Below are 20,780 nucleotides of genomic sequence, written 5' to 3'. Positions count from 1 at the left end.
GTGAAGAAGGCGAATGGTTGAACGCCAGCGGCTTGCCACCGGGCTTCATGGCGGCGGCCAGGGTTTCGCGGCCCCGCATGGGGCTTGGCTTTGCCGCCATACGACGAGCCGGTCTTCTCTCTCATCGGCAAACAGCGGCTTGACCTGGGCAGCAGCGCAGTGCGCTACACCTGGTCACCCGGTGTTGTGCCGAGCAAGGCGGCAGCCAGCGCGAGAGGACAGGACCTGAAGGCGGTCCCCAGTTCAGACGCGTTCGAGCACCACGGCAATGCCCTGCCCCACGCCAATGCACATGGTGCACAGCGCGTAGCGGCCGCCGGTCTTGTGCAGCTGATTCACGGCCGTCGTCGCCAGCCGCGCGCCGCTGGCGCCCAGCGGGTGGCCGAGCGCGATGGCGCCGCCGTTGGGGTTCACGCGCGGGTCATCGTCCTGCAAGCCCAGCATGCGCAGCACGGCCAGGCCCTGGGCGGCAAAGGCTTCGTTCAGCTCGATGACGTCCAGCTGTTCGAGCTTCAGGCCGGTGAGCGCCAGCACCTTCTGCGTGGCGGGCGCCGGGCCGATGCCCATCACGCGCGGCGCCACGCCGGCCGTGGCCATGCCGACCACGCGCGCCTTGGGCACGAGGCCCTGGGCGGCGGCGGTCTTCTCGTCAGCCAGCAGCAGCGCGCAGGCGCCGTCGTTGACGCCGCTGGCATTGCCGGCCGTGACGCTGCCGTCCGGCCGCACCACGCCCTTGAGTTTGGCAAGCGTCTCCAAGCTGGTCTCGCGCGGGTGCTCGTCCTTGCTGACGACGACGGCGTCGCCCTTCTTCTGCGGGATCACGACCGGCGTGATCTCTGCATCGAAGAAGCCCGACTTCTGCGCCGCCACGGCCTTCTGCTGGCTGGCAAGGGCCATGCGGTCCTGCGCGGCACGCTCGATCTTGTGGTCAACGGCGACGTTCTCGGCGGTCTCGGGCATGGAGTCGACGCCGTACAGCTCCTTCATGCGCTTGTTGACGAAACGCCAGCCGATGGTGGTGTCGTACACGGCGTTGTTGCGACTGAACGCGCTTTCGGCCTTGGGCATCACGAAGGGCGCGCGGCTCATGCTCTCGACCCCGCCGGCGACCATCAGCCCCGCCTCGCCCGCCTTGATCGCGCGCGCTGCGCTGCCCACCGCGTCCAGGCCCGAGCCACATAGCCGGTTGATGGTGCCGCCCGGCACCTCGATCGGCAGGCCGGCCAGCAGCGCCGACATGCGGGCCACGTTGCGGTTGTCCTCGCCGGCCTGGTTCGCGCAGCCATACAGAACATCGGCCACCAGCTGCCAGTCGACCTTGGGGTTGCGCGCCATCAGCGCCTTGATCGGGATGGCGCCGAGATCGTCGGTGCGCACGCTGGCAAGCGCACCACCGTAGCGGCCGAACGGCGTGCGGATGGCGTCGCAGATGAAGGCTTGGGTGCTCATAGTGTCTCCTTGTCGTTTGGTTCGGCCCAATGGCCGACGTTGGCTCAACGGGTGCCAGATGCCGGCGCGATCGGCAGGCCGACCAGACGTTCGAGTTCGGCATGCCCCAGCCCCTCCACCGCGTCGATCAACTGCAGGCCCTGCGGCGTGCAAGCGAAGGTGGCCAGGTCGGTGTAGATGCGCTTGACGCAGCCGATGCCGGTGAGCGGATAGGTACAGCGCGGAACGATCTTGCTGGCGCCCTGCTTGGTCAGAAGGTCCATCATGACCCATGTTTGCTTGGCGCCGATGGCCAGGTCCATGGCGCCGCCCACAGCAGGAATGGCGCCGGGCTCGCCGGTACTCCAGTTGGCCAGATCGCCATCCACGCTGACCTGGAACGCGCCCAGCACGCAGATGTCCAGATGGCCGCCGCGCATCATCGCGAAGCTGTCGGTGTGGTGGAAATACGAGCCCCCCGCCAGCAACGTGACGGGCTGCTTGCCGGCATTGATGAGGTCGTAGTCCTCCTCGCCCTCAGCCGGTGCCGGGCCCATGCCCAGGATGCCGTTCTCGCTGTGCAGCAGCACCTCGCGGCCGGCAGGGATGTGGTTGGCCACCAGGGTCGGCTGGCCGATGCCCAGGTTCACGGTGGCACCGTCGAAGATGTCCTGCGCCACGCGGGCGGCCAATTCGTTCTTGCTGCGTTTGGCGTAGCTCATCGTGCACCTCCTGCCTGAGTGGCCACGCGCTCGATCAGCACCACGTGCTGCACGTAGATGCCGGGCGTGATGATGTGTTCCGGGTCCAGCCCGCCGAGCGGCACGATCTCGTGCACCGTGGCCACGGTGGTCTTTGCGGCACTGGCCATGCTGGGGCCGAAGTTGCGCGCCGACTTGCGGTAGGTGAGGTTGCCCCAGCGGTCGCCGCGCTCGGCCTTGACCAGCGCCAGGTCGGCATGGATGGGCATCTCCAGCACGTAGTGGCGGCCGTTGATCTCACGCGTCTCCCTCGGCGTGCCATCGGCGTTGAGGGCCAGCTCGGTGCCGTAGCCGGTGGGCGAGAAGAAGGCGCCGATGCCGGCCCCGGCGGCCCGGATGCGTTCGGACAGATTGCCCTGCGGCACCAGTTCCAGCTCGATCTTGCCGCTGCGGTACAGCGCGTCGAACACATGGCTGTCGGCCTGGCGCGGAAAGCTGCAGATGATCTTGCGCACGCGCCCGGCGGCCATCAGAGCGGCCAGGCCGGTGTCGCCGTTGCCGGCGTTGTTGTTGACGAGGGTGAGGTCACGCGCGCCCTGCGCGATCAGCCCGTCGATGAGCTCGTTGGGGATGCCGGCGGTGCCGAAGCCGCCGACCATGACGGTGGCGCCGTCCTGCACGCCGGCCAGGGCCTCGGCGATCGAGGGGGCAATCTTGTTGATCATGGGACCGTGGATGCGTTGGTTGGGCGGGCCATTCTAGGAGTGCATCAGAGCCACCGGGCGCTGCGTGCTAGGCTTGCCGCATGTTCAATCCGTCGCAAGCCGACGTGCGCCGTTTTTTCTGCGGCGCACATGCCAAAGCCCAGGGAAACCAGCCCATGGAGGCCATCGAAACTCTCGCCAGCCAGTGGGTCGCCGAGCACCCCGAGTACCACGCCGATCTGGCCGATGTCGATGCGGCACTGGCCCGCGTCTACGACGGCCAGGACGGCACGCAGAACCCGTTCCTGCACCTGTCCATGCACCTGTCAATCAGCGAGCAATGCTCGATCGACCAGCCACGCGGCATCCGCCAGGCGGTCGAGTTGCTGGAGCGCCGGCGCCAGTCACTGCACGATGCGCACCACGAGGTCATGGAGTGCCTGGGCCGCATGATGTGGGAGGCCCAGCGCGCCGGCCGTCCGCCCGATGGTGCGGCTTACATCGACTGCGTGCAGCGCCGCGCAACCCAGGACCGGGCGTAGAAAAGCCCGCACGCGGCGGGCTTGTTCGGCAGAAGCTGCGCGATTAGCGGAAGCGCGACTCCGGCACCGTCTTCAGGTCGCCCTGCAGGCTCTGCAGGTAGTTGGCCATCGCCTTGAGTTCGGCGTTGGAGAACTGCTTAGCGATGGGTGCCATCACCCCGTTGCTGCGGCCCACCATCCCTGTCGTGCTCTCGACCTTGTAGGCCTTCAACGCGACGAACAGGTAGTCGGCATGTTGCCCGGCGATCTTGGGGTAGCTCGGGTCGATGGGCTTGGCAAAGTTGGCGCCGTGGCAGGACACGCAAGCACCCTTTTGCAGCAGGGCCGCGACCTGGGCGCTGGGCTCTTTGGAGGGCGCATCGGGCAGCGCTGCACCTTCGACGGCGCCACTGGCGCTGTAATACGCGGCCACGTCGGCGATGTCCTGGTCGGTCATCGAATCGGCAATGCCCCGCATCGAAGGGTGCTTGCGCGCACCGGTCTTGTAGGCATTCAGCGCGGAGCTGATATAGGCCGCGCCCTGACCCGAAATCTTTGGGACCTTGTAGACCTCGGGGAACGAGGCCTGGTAGCCGACGATGCCGTGGCAGCCTATGCACATGTCCACCTTGCCTTTGCCTGTGGCGGCATTGCCCTTGATCTCCTGCGCCTGAGCGACAGAGAAAAGGGCCGTCACAGAGGCGACAGCAAACGCAAACACCGTGGTCTTCAACATATTCATTTTGCGCGCACAATCTCAAGGAAATCAGGGCGGGAATCAGCCTTTGAGTATATCCGGCACATGCCTCAACCCTCCTTTCTCAGCTCCATGAAGTTCCAAGGCTCCAACAATTACGTCGCGACCCAGGACCTGATGCTGGCGGTCAATGCGGCGGCCACGCTGCAGCGCCCGCTGTTGGTCAAGGGCGAACCTGGCACCGGCAAGACCATGTTGGCCGAGGAGGTGGCAGCGGCGCTGAACCTGCCCCTGCTGCAGTGGCACATCAAGTCGACCACCAAGGCGCAGCAGGGCCTGTATGAGTACGATGCGGTGAGCCGCTTGCGCGACTCGCAACTCGGCGACGAGCGCGTGAAGGACATCCACAACTACATCGTCAAGGGCGTGCTGTGGCAAGCCTTCACGGCCGATCAACCGGTGGCGCTGTTGATCGACGAGATCGACAAGGCCGACATCGAGTTTCCGAACGATCTTTTGCGCGAGATCGACCGCATGGAGTTCTATTGCTACGAGACGCGCGAGCTGATCCGCGCCAAGCACCGGCCGCTGGTGTTCATCACCTCCAACAACGAGAAGGAATTGCCGGACGCGTTTTTGCGCCGCTGCTTCTTCCACTACATCAAGTTCCCCGATGCGGCGACCATGCAGCTGATCATCGACGTGCACTTCCCCGGCCTCAAGAAAGAGCTGCTGACGGCGGCCATGAAGACCTTTTACGACGTGCGCAACCTTCCCGGTCTGAAGAAGAAGCCGTCGACATCCGAACTTCTGGACTGGCTCAAGTTGCTGGTGGCCGAAGACATCTCCGCCGAAGCACTGCAGAGCAAGGACGACAAGGTCGCCGTGCCGCCGCTGGTGGGCGCCCTGCTGAAGAACGAGCAGGACGTGACGCTGTTCGAGAAGCTGGTGTTCATGCAGCGGCACAACCGATAAGACGATGACCGGCTTCGTCGAACCCATCACCCTGCGCGACCGTGGCGTTCGCCTGGAGCCGTTGACGCTCGACCACGAGGCCGGGTTGCGCGCAGCCGCAGCGGATGGTGCGCTGTGGAGCCTTCGCGTTACCTCGGTGCCGGAACCCGAGCAGACCCGTGCCTACATCGAAGACGCCCTGGCCGGCCGCGCTGCCGGCCACCGTTTCGCCTTCGCCGTGGTCGACGAGTCGACCGATACGGTGCTGGGCTGCAGCAGCTACCACGACATCCTGCCCGCCGTGCGCCGCGTGGAGATCGGCTACACCTGGTACGCCAAGCGCTGCCAGCGCTCGCACGTCAACACCACCGCCAAGCTGCTGCTGATGGGCCACGCCTTCGACACGCTGGGTTGCCACGTGGTCGGCTGGCGCACCGACAATTTCAACTTCGCGTCGCAGGCCGCCATCGAGCGCCTGGGCGCCAGCAAGGACGGCGTGATCCGTGGCCACGCCCTGCGCCGCGACGGCACCATCCGCGACACGGTGATGTACAGCATGCGCTCGGGTGAATGGCCCGAGGCGAAGGCGCAGTTGCTGTATCTGCGGGACAGGCCGCGCACCGCATCCTGAACGACGTCACCGGGCCCCATCATGTTGATCGACTTCTTCTACACCTTGCGTTCGGCCAAGCTGCCGGTCTCGGTCAAGGAATATCTGATGCTGCTGGACGCGCTCAAGCAGGGCGTGGTGGGCCCGGCCAGTGACGACGGCGGCTATGCCATCGACGACTTCTACTACCTCAGCCGCACGACGCTGGTGAAGGACGAGAAGCACTACGACAAGTTCGACCGTGCGTTTGCCGCCTACTTCAAAGGCGTGGAAATGGTGGCCGACTTCACCAAGGACGTGCCGCTCGAATGGCTGCGCAAAAACCTCGAGCTCGAACTCTCCCCGGAGGAAAAAGCCAAGATCGAGAAGATGGGTTGGGACGAGCTGATGGAGACGTTGAAGAAGCGCTTCGAGGAACAGAAAGAGCGTCACGAAGGTGGCAGCAAATGGATCGGCACCGGCGGCACCTCGCCCTTCGGCGCCAACGGCTTCAACCCGCAGGGCATCCGCATCGGCCAGGAAAAGGGGCGCAACAGAAGCGCCGTGAAGGTGTGGGACCAGCGCGCCTACAAGGACTACGACGACAGCCAGGAACTGGGCACACGCAACATCAAGATCGCACTGCGCCGGCTGCGCAAGTTCGCGCGCGAAGGCCACGAGGAAGAGCTGGACCTGCCCGACACCATCCGGGCCACGGCAGCCAACGCCGGCTGGCTGGACATCAAGATGGTGCCCGAGCGCCACAACAATGTGAAGGTGCTGCTGCTGATGGACGTGGGCGGCACCATGGACGACCACATCGCGCGTGTGGAGGAGCTGTTCTCGGCCACCAAGACCGAGTTCAAGCACATGGAGTTCTATTACTTCCACAACTGCGTCTACGACTTCATGTGGAAGAACAACAGGCGCCGCTTCTCCGAGAAGTTCGCGACCTGGGACATCATCCGCAAGTACAACAAGGACTACAAACTCATCTTCGTCGGCGATGCGACGATGAGCCCGTACGAAATCCTGCAGCCCGGCGGCAGCGTCGAATACAACAACGAAGAGCCTGGGGCCGAGTGGCTGCAGCGGCTGACGCACGCGTTTCCCAAGTTCGCCTGGATCAACCCGGAGCCGCAAGGCGTGTGGCAATACCGGCAAAGCATCAGCGTCGTGCAGCAGTTGATGAGCCAACGCATGTATCCCTTGACGTTGAAGGGGCTCGAGGACGCAATGCGCCTGCTGTCAAAATGAGTTGATGTCAGTTGCGGTCGTGTTGCGAGCGCCGGCCTGGTGGCCGGCGTTTTTATTGGTGGTGGTGCTGGTGCTCCCTGGCTGCGGCTTGCTGAGGCCTGCCGACGCTGAGGCCAGCCGCACGCCGGACGACGGCACCCAGGTGATGAAGACCGAAGAGGCCGCCAAGGAGACGCGCGATGGCGAAGCCGGCGCGGCCCGCGGCCAGCGCGATGCCTTCACCATCGAGGTGCGCGGCCCCAATCCCGCGCGCGAGTTTCTCGAGACCCATCTGGACCTGCAGCGCTACCGCAAGCTGGACGACCTGGCCGTGCCCGAGCTGTCTCGCCTGATGGCCGCCGCCGAGCCCAATGCGCGCCAGTTGCTGGCCACGCTGGGCCACTTCACTCCCACGCTGACGCTGGAACTGCTGGACACGCCGCAGGACCGTGACGCCGGCCATGCCATCGTCATCACGGTCGCGCCTGGGCCGCTGACGAGTGTCGGCAAGGTCCAGCTCGATTTCGAAGGTGCCATCACCGAGGACACGCCGCAGGCCAGCCGTCGCCGCGCCGCGCTGCAGCGCGACTGGTCGCTGGCCAGCGGCGAGACCTTCACCCAGTCCGCATGGGATGGCGCCAAGACGAACGCCACGCGCAGCCTGACGGCGCGGCGCTACCCCCTGGGCCGCATCGCCGAGAGCAGCGCGCAGGTCGATGCCGACCGGCAACTGGCCGACCTGGGCGTGCGCTTCGACTCCGGCCCCGCGTACCGTTTCGGCCAGCTGCAAATACGCGGTGGCCAGCGCTACAGCACGGTCAACGGCGTGCGCATCGCCCAGCTGCCGACCGGCGAGGAATACGACCAGCAGAAGCTGCTGGACACCCAGGCGCGACTGGCGGCGAGCGGCTTCTACGAGTCCGTGTTCCTGACCTTGGAGACCGACGGCGCCGACCCATCGAGCGTGCCGGTGATCGCCCAGGTGCGCGAGGCGGCCTTGCAGAAGCTGGTGTTCGGTGTGGGCTACACCACCGACAGTGGCCCGCGCATCAGTGGCGACCACACGCACAACAAGATTCCGCTGCTGGACTGGCGCGCTGTGTCACGGCTGTCGCTGGATGGCAAGAACCAGTCGATCGGCACCTCGCTCAGCGGCCTGCTGGACGAGCGCTACTGGCGCTGGTTCGGCTCGGCCCTGGTGCAGCGTGAACAGTCGGGCAGCTTCGACGTGACCAGCGGCAGCGTGCGCTACGGGCGCAGCAAGTCCACCGACCATATCGACCGCAGCTGGTTCGGCCAGTACGACTATGCCAAGAGCGTCGGCACCGATGCGCCGCCACCGGCTTCCACCGTAAGCGCCAACTGGGGCTGGACCGGGCGCTACTTCGACAACAACACGCGGCCCAGGCGCGGGCAAGGGCTGCAGCTGGAAGTGGGCCTGGGCACCACGCTGCTGGGGGGCTACTACCCTTACAGCCGCACAGTGGCGCGCTGGCTGGGCTTCGTGCCGCTCTACCAGGTTCGCGCGGGCGAAGGCCCGGCCACCCGCGCCCGGCGCGCGCGGCTGCAGCTGCGCGCTGAAGGCGGTGCCGTGGTGGCCAATGACCAGGCGCAGATCCCGGCCACACAGCTGTTCCTGACCGGTGGCGACACCACGGTGCGCGGCTTCGGGTACCGCAAGATCGGCGCCGGTTACACCAACGACACCACGGTGGCCGGCCGCTACGTGGCGGTCAGCAGCGTGGAGCTGCAGCACCCCGTGGTGTGGAACGGCGCCCTGACCGATTTCGAAGCCGTGGCCTTTGTCGACGCCGGTGCCGTGGCCGATCGGTTCAGCGAATTCGACAACAAGGTGGGCGCCGGTGCCGGCGTCCGCTGGTATAGCCCTGTCGGGCTGGTGCAGGCCGACCTGGCGCATGGCTTCGGCGAGGGCGGCGTCCGCGTGCACGTGCGCCTGGGCTTTACGTTTTGAACGCGGCTGCACCTGAACCAACCCCGCCGCTGGCGTCGCCGGCACCGCGCCGCCGTCGCCCTGTGCTGCGCGCGCTGGGCTGGACGGGCGCCGGTCTGGTGGCCACTGCTCTGGCAGTTGCCGGCGCTGGCTGGTGGTGGGCCGGCACGCCGCAATCGCTACCGACCACGCTGGCCTTTGCCGCACGCCACCTGCCGGCCGGCCAGACGCTGCAGGTGCGCGAGGCCACAGGCTCGTTGCGCGCGGGCGGCCAGCTCGGCTGGCTGCGGTGGGAAAGCCCGGCGCTGCGCGTGGAAGTGAGCGGCCTGCAGTTGCGCTGGCAGCTGCGCCCCTTGCTCGACCGGCGGTTGCAGGTCGACCAGTTCCAGGCCGACCGCGTGGTGCTGACGCCCGGCCCACCGACCGCCTCGCCCGCAGGCGAACCCTTGCAGAGCGTCACATTGCCGATCGACATCGAGCTGCCGTTCGACGTGCGCGAGATCGTCTGGGCAGCTGAGAGCCCGCTCACCGTGCGTGGCCTAGCAGGCCACTACCGCTACGCCGGCAGCGAACACCAGCTGCGGCTGGACGGCGTCGAGGTGGCAGACGGCCGCTACGCAGGCACGCTGACGATGCAGGGTGCCGCACCCATGGCGCTCACCGCCGCGCTGCGCGGCACCGTGAGCGCGCCGATGGCCGAAGGCGTGGCGCCTCTGGTGGTGCAAGCCGAAGCCGATGTGCAAGGCACGCTGGCCCAGCCCGATGGCCGGTTGAAGGTGGCAGCCCGCGTGGCACCGAAGGACGGGGCGGCCGACGGCATGCGTGCCACGCTGGACGCCGTGATCGCGCCCTGGCAGCCGCAGCCGGTCGTCAGTGCCCAGGGCGAGTTCGCGCGCATCGACGCCGCACGCTTTTGGCCCGGCCTGCCGCGCACCGACCTCTCGGGCACCGTGGCCGCCGGCCCGGTGCCACCGGCGCAGGCCGGCGCCGCCACCGCCTGGCAGGCGCGCCTGCAGGCCCGCAACGCCCTGCCCGGCCCCTGGGACCGGCAGCGCCTGCCACTGGCCGGCATCGACGCCACCGCCCGGCTGGATGGGCAGGACTGGACCATCCCCGCCAGCACCATCGAGGCGGGCGGGGGTGACATCCAGCTGCAGGGCCGCTACAGCCCGGCACCGGCGCCCTGGCAGGTCGAGGCGAAGGTGCGCGGCGTGCGACCGGCGCAGCTGTTCAGCACGCTGGACGCTGCGCCCGTCAGCGGCACGCTTGGCGCCAGCCAGCAGGCAGACACCATTGCATTCGATGCTGCACTGCAAGCTGCGCCGGCGCCGCGCGGCGCGGCCACCGGTGCAGCCCTGCTCGGCGGGCTGCGGGTCGACACCCTGCGCGCGCAGGGTCAGTGGCACCAGCCGACGCAGGCGCTGGATCTGAGAACCCTGCACATCGACGCCGGCCCGGCGCGCATCACCGGCCAGGTGCAGGCGCAGATTGCCAACCAGGCCGGCAGCGGTCGGCTGGACCTGACCGTTCCCGGCGCCACGGCGCACGTAGACGGCAATCTCGCCCCGCAGCAAGGCAAGGCCCAGGCCCAGGTCGACCTGCGCGACGCCGCTGCCTTGCAGCGCTGGGTCGCCAGCCTGCCCGGCCTGGCCAACGTGTTCGCCGGCAGCCGCATGGCCGGCGCCGCCAAGCTGGACCTGCGCTATGACGGCGGTTGGGCCAGCCTGCAGCAACAGCTGGCTGACCCGGGCACTCCCGTGCGCGGCCTGGCTGTGCAGATGGCGCTGGACGCACCCCGGCTCGATTTGCAGTTGCCCGCAGCGCTAGCCGCTGCGGCACCGGGTGCGATGGCTGTGCCTGCAGCACCTGGTGCGACGGCTGTGCCCGCTCCCACAGCCGGGGCAGCGCCATCCACGATGCCGGCTGCGGTGACCGCCGCTGCGCCTGCCAGTGCCGCACCGCCGCCGCCAGCGACACGCGTGCAACTGCGCGACCTGAAAGCCCGGCTCGCCGGCACCCCGGCCGAGGCCACCCTGGACGTCGACGGCACCGCCACGGTCGGCACGCAGCGCGTGACATTGAACACCCGCGCCAGTGGCGGCATCAGCGGGCCCAACCAGTGGCGCCTGGCACTGGCCAGCCTGCGCGCCTCTGTCGCCACGATTGCCCCGGCCAACGCTGCCAGTACCAAGACGCCCGCTCCCTGGGCATTGCAGCTGCAAGCGCCGCTGAACGCCACGGTGCGCAAGACCGCCGGACCTGGCTGGCGGGTCGAAAGCTCGGGCAGCAGCGCGACCGTGCAAGGCCCGGTGGCCGGCAGCGTGCAGCTGCAGTGGGAGCCGCTGCTGCTGGTGCAGACCGCCGGCGCCACCGCGCAAGCCCCGGCGCGCGTCCAATTGCGCAGCCGTGGCCGCCTGCTCGGCCTGCCCATGGCCTGGGCCGAGGCGCTCTCGGCACCCGGCCAGCCCGGTCCCCTGCAGCGCGCCGGCATCAGCGGTGATCTGGTGTTCGACGGCGCGTGGGACATCGACGCCCTGGACACCCTGCGCGCCGACGTCCGGCTGGCACGGCGCAGCGGCGACCTGCAGGTGCGCGCAGGCGACGCCGCGCTGGTGCGGCGCATCCACACCGAAGGCACCGGCACCGCCAGCGAAACCCGCTACGACGGCGCTCGCACGATCGACGCACCAGCCACGCCGGCCGGCATCCGCCGCGCCGAGCTGGTGCTCAGCGCCGAGGGCCTGGCGGTGCGCGCACAGCTCAACTGGGACAGCGAACGCGCCGGCCAACTCAGCGCCGACGTGCGTTCGCGCGTGGTGCAGCAGGACGGCGCCTTCAGCTGGGCCGAGGATGCGCCGCTGTCAGGCGTCATTGCGGCGCGCCTGCCCGACATCGGCGTCTGGTCCATGTTCGCGCCACCGGCCTGGCGCATCGACGGCACGCTGGCCGCCAACGCCACGCTGGCGGGCACGCGCGCCGTGCCGCAATGGAACGGCACGCTCTCGGCCGATGGCCTGGCCGTGCGCGCTGCCGTGGAAGGCATCGAGCTGCGTGACGGCCGGCTGCGCGCCAGCCTGGCCGGCAACCGGCTGACACTGGAAGAACTGAGCCTGAAGGGTGGCAGTGCCAGCCGCGCCCGCATCGCCGGCCCGAGTGGCAATCTCAGCACCGTCAGCAGCGAGGCTGCACGCGACGGCGGCGAGCTGCGCGTGACCGGCGACATCCGCTGGGACCAGGCCTCGGCCGACCGTTCGGCCATCCGCATGGCGCTGCAGGCGCAGCTGCGCCGGCTGCGGGTGCTGGTGCGCAGCGACCGGCAGGTCACGGTCTCGGGTGATCTGCAGGCCCGGCTCGAAGAGGGCCAGCTCACGGTGGGCGGCGCCATCACCGCCGACCGCGGCGTCATCATCCTGCCAGACGAGACCGCCCCCACGCTGGGCACGGACGTCACCATCCGATCCGCCGCGATCGACGCTGAAGCCCGCGCCAAACAGGCGCGCGCACAGGCCAGCGCCGATGCCGCCGCGGCAAAGTCGGCCAAGGCCGTGCCGGCCAAGACGCCCGACATCGCCGTCAGCATCGACATGGGCAACGACTTCGCGGTGCAGGGCCACGGGCTGGTCACTCGTCTGGGCGGGCAGCTGCAGATCGTCAGCAATGCTGTGACCGGCGGCGAGCCCCGCGTGACCGGGCAGATCCGCACCGTGCAGGGCCGCTACCGCGCCTATGGCCAGCAGCTGGATGTGGAGTCCGGCCTGGCCAGCTTCAACGGGCCGGTGGCCAACCCGGCGCTGGACATCCTCGCCGTGCGGCCGAACCTGGCGCAGAAGGCCGGCGTGCGCATCACCGGCACAGCGCAGTCGCCGCGCGTGGCGCTGTATTCGGACCCGACGCTGACCGACGCGGAAACCTTGTCGTGGATGCTGCTGGGCCGCTCCACGGCCGGCGGCGGAGCCGAGGCGGCCGTGATGCAGCAGGCAGCGCTGGCGCTGCTGGGCGGGTTTGGCCCCAAGGGCGGCGGCGGCAATTTCGCCTCCCGCCTTGGGCTGGACGAAATCGGCTTCAAGGGCCCGGGCTCGGGCGAGGACGCCAGCGGCTCGGCCATCACGCTGGGCAAGCGCCTGACCGACCAGATCTACGTCAGCTACGAGGCCAGCCTGGCCGGCAGCCTGGGAACGCTCTACATCTTCTACGACCTGACGCGCAACCTCGCTCTGCGCGGGCAGGCCGGGTCGCAGAGCGGCGTGGACCTGATTTACACGCTCAGCTACGACTGAACGGCCCCCTACAATCTTCGCCTAGCTCCTCGTAGTTCAATGGATAGAACGAGTGCCTCCTAAGCGCTAGATACAGGTTCGATTCCTGTCGAGGGGACCACTCCCGACCCACCTCACCGGAGTTGCCATGCGTTCATCCTTCTCCCTCCCCACCATCGCCGTTGCCGCCACGCTCGTGCTGTGCACCGGTGCCTCGGTCCACGCCACCGGACTGCTGGATGGACTCAAGGGCGCCGCCAAGGAGCAACTGGGTGGCAGCGGCGGCGGCAGCGCAGGCTCGGCTGCCGGCATGCTCGGCGGCTTGGGCATGCCCAGCATGAGCGGCAGCACGGCCGGCAACGCTGCCGGCGTGGTGCAGTACTGCATCAAGAACAAGTACCTGGGTGGTGGCGCCAGCGGCATCAAGGATTCGCTGCTGCGCAAGGCCGGCCTGGGCGGCAAGGAAGAGAAGGACCCGGGCTACCAGAGCGGCCTTGCCGGCATGCTCTCAGGCGGCGACGGCAAGAGCTTCGACATGTCGAAGGTCCAGTCCAGCCTGAAGGAAAAGGCCTGCGACTACGTGCTGGACAACGCCAAATCGCTGCTCTGAACTGAGACGCAGGCGCCAGGCCTCTGGCCTTGGGCTCGGTGACGTTGAACGCTCGGCCTTCCCGGCCGCGAGCCACCCTGGGCCAACGCCAGCCGCCCAAGCGAGCCGCTAGTGCCAGCCGCCCGGAAACACCCAGACCAGCGCGCCCGTCATCATCAGGTAGCGCAGGAACTTGCCGATGGCCATGTAGAACAGGCACGGCCAGAACGACAGCCGCAACCACCCGGCCACCGCGCACAGCGGGTCGCCCACCGCCGGCAACCAGGCCAGCAGGCAGGCCTTGGGGCCCAGCCGCTGCAACCAGCCCAGCACGCGCAGATGGGTCGATGAATGCCGGTAGCGGTCATGCACCTTGTGCGCGCCGTAGCCGATCCACCAGTCCACCGCGCCGCCCAGCGTGTTGCCCACCGTGGCCACGCCGATGGCAGGCCAGAACAGTTCGGGGTTGAGCTTGACCAGGCCGAACACCACCGGCTCGGAGCCCAGCGGCAGCAGCGTCGCAGAGATGAACGAGACCACGAATACCGTGCTCAGTCCGAACTCCGGAAGGGCCAGCGCGGTCAGGAGTTGGTTCAGCCAGGCTTCCATGGGCGCGCCAGTATAGGGGGGCGTTTTGTAGGCAGACGCCGCGCTTGCACTCCATTTCAATTGCTGAAATATGAGGCAGCTAGAATCGCTCCCCCACCCCGCGCCCGCCACCCCCTCCCCCGCTTTTCCATGCAGATCGGCCCATTTGCCCTGGCGAACAACGTCTTCGCCGCCCCTATGGCGGGCGTGACGGACCGCCCGTTCCGCCAGCTGTGCAAGCAGTTGGGCGCGGGCTATGCCGTCAGCGAGATGGTGACCTCGCGGCGCGATCTGTGGGCTTCGCTGAAGACCTCGCGCCGCGCCGACCACACCGGCGAGGTGGCGCCGATCGCCGTGCAGATCGCCGGCACCGAGCCGGCCATGATGGCCGAAGCCACCGCCTACAACATCGAGCGCGGCGCGCAGATCATCGACATCAACATGGGCTGCCCAGCCAAGAAGGTCTGCAACAAATGGGCAGGCTCGGCGCTGATGCAGAACGAGGCGCTGGCACTGGCCATCGTCCAGGCCGTGGTGGCCGCTGCCCAGCCGCATGGCGTGCCGGTCACGCTGAAGATGCGCACCGGCTGGTGCGCCGAGCAGCGCAACGCCGTGGCCCTGGCCCGCGCCTTCGAAAGCGCCGGCGTGCAGATGCTGACGGTGCATGGCCGCACGCGCGAACAGGGTTACAGCGGCCAGGCCGAATACGACACGATCGCCGCGGTCAAGGCCGCGGTGCGCGTGCCGGTGGTGGCCAACGGCGACATCACCACGCCCGAGCGCGCCCGCGAGGTGCTGGCCGCGACCGGCGCCGACGCCGTGATGGTCGGCCGCGCAGCCCAGGGCCGGCCCTGGATCTTTCGCGAGATCGTGCACTTCCTGGCAACCGGCGAACACCTGGCGCCGCCGCTGGTGGCCGAGGTGCGGCGCCTGCTGCTGGCGCATCTGGAAGAACACTACGCGCTGTATGGCGACTACACCGGCGTGCGCTCGGCGCGCAAGCACATCGGCTGGTACCTGCGCGCGGCGCCCGGGGGCGAGGCGTTTCGCCAGCGCATGAACCTGCTGGAGCAGCCGCTGGCGCAACTGGCCGCTGTGGCCGACTTCATGGACGAACTGGGCATGCGGCACGACCGCATGCCCACCGCACAAGCGGAACACAACAAGACTTGGGAGACCGCAGCGTGAGCAAGAAAAGTATTGACGAATGTGTGCGGACCAGCCTGGAGGCGTACTTCAAGGACCTGCACGGCATCGAGCCGGGCGGCGTGTACGAGATGATGATCCGGGCCGTCGAAAAGCCCATGCTCGAGGTCGTCATGCAGCATGCCGAGAACAACCAGTCGCGCGCCGCCGAATGGCTGGGCCTGAACCGCAACACCCTGCGCAAGAAGCTGGTCGACCACAAGCTGCTCGACTGAGCCCTTCCTGGCGCCATCTGCAGCGGCGCTCTCGGCCCTGCCGCACTGCCCCTTTTCCTTTCCGTGAGTCCCATCCGATGAATGCATTGATCTCCGTTTCCGACAAGACCGGCGTGCTCGCGCTGGCCCAGGGCCTGCACGCGCTGGGCGTCAAGCTGCTGTCCACCGGCGGCACCGCCAGGCTGCTGGCCGACGCCGGCCTGCCGGTGACCGAGGTGGCCGACCACACCGGCTTTCCCGAGATGCTGGACGGCCGTGTGAAAACCCTGCACCCCAAGATCCACGGCGGCCTGCTGGCGCGGCGCGCGCTGCCGGCCCACATGCAGGCACTGGCCGTGCACGGCATCGACACCATCGATCTGCTGGTGGTCAACCTCTACCCGTTCGAGGCTACCGTGGCCAAGGCCGGCTGCACGCTGGAAGACGCCATCGAGAACATCGACATCGGTGGCCCGGCCATGGTGCGCAGCGCCGCCAAGAACTGGCGGGACGTGGCCGTGCTGACCGACGCCAGCCAGTACGACGCCGTGCTGGCCGAGTTGCAGGCTGCAGGCGGCAAGCTGTCGGACAAGACGCGCTTCGCGCTGTCGGTGGCGGCGTTCAACCGCATCGCCGACTACGACGGCGCCATCAGCGACTTTCTCTCGGCGGTCGATTTCGAGGCCAGCGCAGGCCAGCCCGCACCCGTGCGAGCGCTGTTCCCGGCGCAGAGCAACGGCCGCTTCATCAAGCTGCAGGACCTGCGCTACGGCGAGAACCCGCACCAGCAGGCCGCCTTCTACCGCGACCTGTACCCGGCCCCCGGCTCGCTGGTGTCGGCCCGGCAACTGCAGGGCAAAGAGCTGTCCTACAACAACATTGCCGATGCCGATGCCGCCTGGGAATGCGTGAAGAGCTTCGACGCGCCGGCGTGCGTGATCGTCAAGCACGCCAACCCCTGCGGCGTGGCCATCGGCACGGATGCGCTGCAGGCCTACAGCAAGGCCTTCCAGACCGACCCGACCTCGGCCTTCGGCGGCATCATCGCGTTCAACCGCCCGGTCGACCTGGCGACGGCGCAGCAGGTCCACAAGCAGTTTGTCGAGGTGCTGATGGCGCCGGGCTACAGCGATGAAGCGCTGGCGCTGTTCCAGTCCACCAAGGCCAAGCAGAACGTGCGCGTGCTGCAGATCGCCTTGCCCGCCGGTGGCGCCACCGACTGGGACAACGGCCGCAACGCGATGGACGTCAAGCGCGTCGGCTCGGGCCTGTTGATCCAGACCGCCGACAACCACGAGTTGCAGCTGGCCGACCTGAAAGTGGTCACCAACAAGCAGCCGACACCCGAGGAACTGCAAGACCTGCTGTTCGCGTGGAAGGTCGCCAAGTACGTCAAGAGCAACGCCATCGTGTTCTGCAAGGGTGGCATGACGATGGGCGTTGGCGCGGGCCAGATGAGCCGGCTGGACTCGGCCCGCATCGCCAGCATCAAGGCCGAACACGCCCAACTGTCCCTGGCCGGCACGGTGGTCGCCAGCGACGCGTTTTTCCCATTCCGCGACGGGCTGGATGTGGTGGTGGACGCCGGTGCAAGCTGCGTGATCCAGCCCGGTGGCAGCATGCGCGACCAGGAGGTGATCGACGCCGCCGACGAGCGCGGCGTGGCCATGGTGTTCACCGGGGTGCGCCACTTCCGCCACTGACTGCGGCAAGCCGCGCGCCCACAAAAAAGCCAGCCCGTTGCGGCTGGCTTTTTTGTGGCTGACGGATCAGCGCCGGTGTCTGTAATGACCGCGCGGCGGCCCGTGGAAATGGCGCGGGCCCCACGCACGCCCGGCAATCACGCCCAAACCAAGGCCGATGGCCAAGGGCGCCACATACATCGAAGGGCCGGCGTAGACCGGTTCGTCCCGGTACACCGTGGTGGGCGGCAACACCGTGACCGTCTCGCCGTAAGGCTGCCCGTACGGCTGCGCGTATGGCTGCACATACGTGGTGCCGGAGATGATGCGCGCAGGCGCCTGCACCGGCGGCGGCGGTGCGCTGCCGAGCGGGCTGACCTGCAGCGGCATCGTCGGCCCTGGGTCGTAGGCCATTTGCGAGGTGTACTGGCGGCCGGCGTATTCGTAGACCACGTTGTAGGACACGGTGCGGCTCTCGTAGAACGTCTGCGTGCTGCAGTTCTGCACCGTCTGATAGCGCGGCCCCGATGAGCCTTCCATCTGGTTGCCGACCACTGCGCCGCCCAGCGCACCGAAGGCCGAGGCGGCCACCTGTCCGCTGCCACCGCCGAAGGCACTACCCAGCACACCGCCGGCGATCGCGCCGATCACGGCGCCGGCGCCGCTGGGTGCAGCGGATGAGACCACGGTCTGGTCCTGGCACACCAAACGCGGCACCGCCACCTGCTGTACCACCGGCGTGGCGGAAAGGACAGTGCCCATTTCCTGGGCCGACACGGCGGTGCCAGCCAGGGCAGCGACGCACAAAAGAAGGTGTTGTTTCATGGTGATTCCTTGGAGCCCCAAGACCCCGGAAAAGTTGCGGCCTTTACACCGGCTTTGCAACGCACCACGGTAGCCCGGTGTGGACCCGGGGCCTGTATCAATCTGTTGCGAGTTCCTTGAACACTGCGCGCGCGGCGGCAAGCGTTTCGGCAATGTCGGCCTCGCCATGCGCCGAGCTGACGAAGCCGGCCTCGTACAGCGCTGGGGCAATGTAGACGCCGCGCGACAGCAGGCCGTGGAACAGGCGGTTGAAGCGAGCGCCCTCGGTGCGCATCACCTCGCGGTAATTCTGCGGCAGCGTGCCCAGCAGGAAGAAGCCGAACATGCCGCCCTCGCTATCGCCGCAGAACGGCACGCCCTCGGCATCGGCCGCCTGCTGCAGCCCGGCCACGAGGGTGCGGGTCTGCTGTGACAGCTGTTCGAAGAAGCCGGGCTTGGCGATCTCGCGCAGCGTTGCCAGTCCGCAGGCCGTGGCCACCGGGTTGCCTGACAGCGTGCCCGCCTGGTAGACCGGCCCCAGCGGCGCCAGTTGTTCCATGACCGCGCGCTTGCCGCCGAAGGCCGCCAGCGGCATGCCGCCACCGATGACCTTGCCCATGACGGTGATGTCCGGCGCGAAGCCGGCGATGTCACGCGCATAGACGCTCTGCGCGCCGCCCAGCGCCACGCGAAAACCGGTCATGACCTCGTCGAACACCAGCAGCGCGCCGTGCTGCGTGCACAGCTCGCGGCAGCGCCGCATGAAAGGGACGCTGGCACGCACGAAGTTCATGTTGCCGGCGATCGGCTCGATCATCAGGCAGGCCAGCTCGGCGCCGTGCTCGGCAAAGGCCTGCTCCAGCGCGGCGATGTCGTTGTATTCGAGGACCAGCGTGTGCTGCACGACCTCGGGCGGCACGCCGGCGCTGGTCGGATTGCCGAAGGTGGCCAGGCCCGAGCCGGCCTTGACCAGCAGCGCATCGGCATGGCCGTGGTAGCAGCCTTCGAACTTGATGATCTTCTTGCGGCCGGTGGCGCCGCGCGCCAGGCGGATCGCGCTCATGGCCGCCTCGGTGCCCGAGCTGACCAGGCGCACCATGTCCATCGACGGCACCAGCGCGAGGATGGCCTCGGCCAGCTCGATCTCGCGCTCGGTCGGCGCACCGAACGAGAAGCCCTGGACCACGGCTTCCTGCACCGCCGCGACCACGGCCGGGTGGCCGTGGCCCAGGATCATCGGCCCCCACGAGCCGATGTAGTCGATGTAGCGCTGGCCCTCGGCGTCCCAGAAGTGTGGCCCCTGGGCACGCTGGATGAAGCGCGGCACGCCGCCGACGGCGCGGAACGCGCGGACGGGCGAATTCACGCCGCCGGGAATCACGCGCTGGGCACGCGCGAACAGTTGCTCGTTGTTCATGAAATCCTTTGCAGATGCGCCGGTGGGCCGGGCTCCTAGTGGCGGGTCTGGCTGGGCATGCCGCCGATGTCGCGGGATTCGTCACCGCCCTCGGGGTCATCGCTGTCTTCGTCGTCTTCGGGCTGGGCCCAGAACATGCGGTCGGGCAGCACATGGCCCATGCCGGGGCGAAAGCCACCGTCCAGGCTGTGGTCCAGGTAGGTCAGCGCTTCGGTCACGGCCTCGCCCAGTTCCTCGCCGCCGGCCAGCAGCGCCGCCAGCGCGGCCGACAAGGTGTCGCCGGCACCCGAGAACACCGCCTCGAACAGCTCGAACCGCGCGCTGGCCAGCACCGTCTGCGGCGACGCCAGCACGTTATCGACATGCTGGTCGGGCAGCAGGATGCCGGTCACCAGCGTGTAGGGCGCGCCCTTGTCGGCGGCCGCCTTGGCGATGTCGCGCGGCGCGGGCGGGCGCTCGCTGCTCCAGTCGGGCAGCAGCCAGCGCCACAGGGTGCTGTGGTTGCCGACCAGCACCTTGGTCTGCGGCAGCATCAGTTCACGAAAGGCATCCAGGTACGCGTCGATCTGGTCCGCGTCCCACCACGACAGGTTGGGCATGTAGGCGATCACCGGCACATCGGCGTAGTCGGCGGTCAGCTCGGCGATCACGCTGATGTTCTCGGCGCTGCCGACAAAGCCGACCTTGATGACCTGCACCGCCATGTCCTCGAGCACGGCGCGCGCCTGCTCGGCGACGGCGTCTTCGTCCAGGCAGAAGTGGTCGAAGATCTCGGCCGTGTCGCGGGCATAGGCACCGGTCATCACCGGCAACGCGTGGGCGCCGACGGATGCGATCGTGGTGACGTCGGCGCTCAGCCCGCCCGCGCCGCTGGGGTCGTTGGCGTTGAAGACGATGACACAGGCCGGGCCGGCGTCGGCATCGTCTTCAGTGGCTGGTGCTGCGTCTTCGATGGAGGTGTCAGGGGGTTGTGTCATCAGGCGAGTGCAGGCGAGACCTGGTTCGAATTTCAACGAGCATTGCGCTCATACCGCCTCTATACAATCGCCGCATTCTATTCGAACGACCCCTACGCTGTGACCGAACCTACGACCTGGATGTGCCTGATCTGCGGCTGGATCTACGATGAGGCCACCGGTGCGCCGGAGCACGGAATCGCCGCCGGAACCCTCTGGGCACAGGTGCCGATGAACTGGACCTGCCCCGAGTGCGGAGCCCGCAAGGAAGACTTCGAAATGGTCGAGATCTGAGCCACGCGGACGA

19 protein-coding genes and 1 tRNA gene are annotated in these 20,780 nt (G+C 68.2%); 12 read left to right on the top strand and 8 right to left on the bottom strand.

Features of this window, described 5'->3' with window-relative positions:
* Positions 1–243: 243 nt before the first annotated feature.
* The 3 genes from pcaF to AC099J_RS09110 are packed head-to-tail and all read right to left on the bottom strand — an operon-like array spanning position 244 to position 2,854.
* Positions 244–1,449: a 3-oxoadipyl-CoA thiolase gene (gene pcaF / locus AC099J_RS09120; protein WP_479614914.1), complete on the bottom strand. Its 1,206-nt coding sequence runs from the start codon at positions 1,447–1,449 to the stop codon at positions 244–246.
* A gap of 44 nt (positions 1,450–1,493) precedes the next feature.
* Positions 1,494–2,150: a 3-oxoacid CoA-transferase subunit B gene (locus tag AC099J_RS09115; RefSeq protein ID WP_479614913.1), complete on the bottom strand. Its 657-nt coding sequence runs from the start codon at positions 2,148–2,150 to the stop codon at positions 1,494–1,496.
* Positions 2,147–2,854, bottom strand: coding sequence for a 3-oxoacid CoA-transferase subunit A (locus tag AC099J_RS09110; RefSeq protein WP_479614912.1), 708 nt, complete (start codon positions 2,852–2,854; stop codon positions 2,147–2,149). The genes AC099J_RS09115 and AC099J_RS09110 overlap by 4 nt, the downstream gene beginning before the upstream one ends.
* Before the next feature lie 80 nt (positions 2,855–2,934).
* Here AC099J_RS09110 and AC099J_RS09105 point away from each other — a divergent pair, with 80 nt between their 5' ends.
* The gene (locus AC099J_RS09105) at positions 2,935–3,375 is read left to right on the top strand and encodes a DUF1841 family protein (protein ID WP_479614911.1); all 441 of its coding nucleotides are present in this window, start codon (positions 2,935–2,937) and stop codon (positions 3,373–3,375) included.
* A 43-nt stretch (positions 3,376–3,418) separates the two neighbouring features.
* Here the strand turns inward: AC099J_RS09105 and AC099J_RS09100 are convergent, their stop codons facing one another.
* Positions 3,419–4,096 (bottom strand): c-type cytochrome, encoded by a 678-nt coding sequence (locus AC099J_RS09100; RefSeq protein WP_479614910.1) that lies wholly within the window; start codon positions 4,094–4,096, stop codon positions 3,419–3,421.
* A gap of 87 nt (positions 4,097–4,183) precedes the next feature.
* Here AC099J_RS09100 and AC099J_RS09095 point away from each other — a divergent pair, with 87 nt between their 5' ends.
* The 7 genes from AC099J_RS09095 (at position 4,184) to AC099J_RS09065 (ending at position 13,647) form a co-directional block, all read left to right on the top strand.
* On the top strand, positions 4,184–5,026 hold the full coding sequence (locus AC099J_RS09095) for an AAA family ATPase (protein ID WP_479614990.1): 843 nt from the start codon (positions 4,184–4,186) through the stop codon (positions 5,024–5,026).
* Between the two features lie 4 nt (positions 5,027–5,030).
* Positions 5,031–5,636: a GNAT family N-acetyltransferase gene (locus AC099J_RS09090; RefSeq protein WP_479614909.1), complete on the top strand. Its 606-nt coding sequence runs from the start codon at positions 5,031–5,033 to the stop codon at positions 5,634–5,636.
* A gap of 21 nt (positions 5,637–5,657) precedes the next feature.
* A complete protein-coding gene (locus tag AC099J_RS09085) occupies positions 5,658–6,851 on the top strand; it encodes a vWA domain-containing protein (RefSeq protein WP_479614908.1) in 1,194 nt (397 codons plus the stop codon).
* Positions 6,852–6,855: 4 nt separating this feature from the next.
* Positions 6,856–8,802: an autotransporter assembly complex protein TamA gene (locus tag AC099J_RS09080; RefSeq protein WP_479614907.1), complete on the top strand. Its 1,947-nt coding sequence runs from the start codon at positions 6,856–6,858 to the stop codon at positions 8,800–8,802.
* Between the two features lie 62 nt (positions 8,803–8,864).
* Complete coding sequence (locus AC099J_RS09075) at positions 8,865–13,058, top strand: translocation/assembly module TamB domain-containing protein (RefSeq protein WP_479614906.1); 4,194 nt, start codon at positions 8,865–8,867, stop codon at positions 13,056–13,058.
* A gap of 25 nt (positions 13,059–13,083) precedes the next feature.
* A tRNA-Arg gene (locus AC099J_RS09070) sits at positions 13,084–13,158 on the top strand.
* A gap of 27 nt (positions 13,159–13,185) precedes the next feature.
* On the top strand, positions 13,186–13,647 hold the full coding sequence (locus AC099J_RS09065; protein WP_479614905.1) for a DUF2501 domain-containing protein: 462 nt from the start codon (positions 13,186–13,188) through the stop codon (positions 13,645–13,647).
* Between the two features lie 108 nt (positions 13,648–13,755).
* Here the strand turns inward: AC099J_RS09065 and AC099J_RS09060 are convergent, their stop codons facing one another.
* Positions 13,756–14,235, bottom strand: a complete 480-nt coding sequence (locus AC099J_RS09060) for a YqaA family protein (RefSeq protein ID WP_479614904.1) — start codon at positions 14,233–14,235, stop codon at positions 13,756–13,758.
* 129 nt (positions 14,236–14,364) lie between these two features.
* Here AC099J_RS09060 and dusB point away from each other — a divergent pair, with 129 nt between their 5' ends.
* The 3 genes from dusB (at position 14,365) to purH (ending at position 17,317) form a co-directional block, all read left to right on the top strand.
* On the top strand, positions 14,365–15,402 hold the full coding sequence (gene dusB / locus AC099J_RS09055) for a tRNA dihydrouridine synthase DusB (RefSeq protein WP_479614903.1): 1,038 nt from the start codon (positions 14,365–14,367) through the stop codon (positions 15,400–15,402).
* On the top strand, positions 15,399–15,635 hold the full coding sequence (locus AC099J_RS09050; protein ID WP_479614902.1) for a Fis family transcriptional regulator: 237 nt from the start codon (positions 15,399–15,401) through the stop codon (positions 15,633–15,635). The genes dusB and AC099J_RS09050 overlap by 4 nt, the downstream gene beginning before the upstream one ends.
* Positions 15,636–15,712: 77 nt before the next feature.
* On the top strand, positions 15,713–17,317 hold the full coding sequence (gene purH / locus AC099J_RS09045) for a bifunctional phosphoribosylaminoimidazolecarboxamide formyltransferase/IMP cyclohydrolase (protein WP_479614901.1): 1,605 nt from the start codon (positions 15,713–15,715) through the stop codon (positions 17,315–17,317).
* Between the two features lie 66 nt (positions 17,318–17,383).
* Here purH and AC099J_RS09040 read toward each other — a convergent pair whose 3' ends face one another.
* The 3 genes from AC099J_RS09040 to thiD all read right to left on the bottom strand — a co-directional run bounded on the left by AC099J_RS09040 (position 17,384) and on the right by thiD (position 20,494).
* On the bottom strand, positions 17,384–18,121 hold the full coding sequence (locus AC099J_RS09040; RefSeq protein WP_479614900.1) for a glycine zipper 2TM domain-containing protein: 738 nt from the start codon (positions 18,119–18,121) through the stop codon (positions 17,384–17,386).
* A 97-nt stretch (positions 18,122–18,218) separates the two neighbouring features.
* Positions 18,219–19,517 carry a glutamate-1-semialdehyde 2,1-aminomutase gene (gene hemL / locus AC099J_RS09035; protein ID WP_479614899.1) on the bottom strand — a complete coding sequence of 433 codons (1,299 nt, stop codon included), beginning with the start codon at positions 19,515–19,517 and terminating at the stop codon, positions 18,219–18,221.
* 35 nt (positions 19,518–19,552) lie between these two features.
* Positions 19,553–20,494: a bifunctional hydroxymethylpyrimidine kinase/phosphomethylpyrimidine kinase gene (thiD, locus tag AC099J_RS09030; RefSeq protein ID WP_479614898.1), complete on the bottom strand. Its 942-nt coding sequence runs from the start codon at positions 20,492–20,494 to the stop codon at positions 19,553–19,555.
* 99 nt (positions 20,495–20,593) lie between these two features.
* Between thiD and AC099J_RS09025 the strand changes: the two genes are divergently transcribed.
* Positions 20,594–20,767, top strand: coding sequence for a rubredoxin (locus AC099J_RS09025; RefSeq protein ID WP_479614897.1), 174 nt, complete (start codon positions 20,594–20,596; stop codon positions 20,765–20,767).
* The last annotated feature ends 13 nt before the right edge of the window (positions 20,768–20,780 follow it).

It is taken from the genome of Rhodoferax sp. RT4P68, assembly GCF_056521305.1.
Note: the sequence above shows the minus strand (reverse complement) of the source record. Positions and strands in the feature narration are given on the sequence as shown.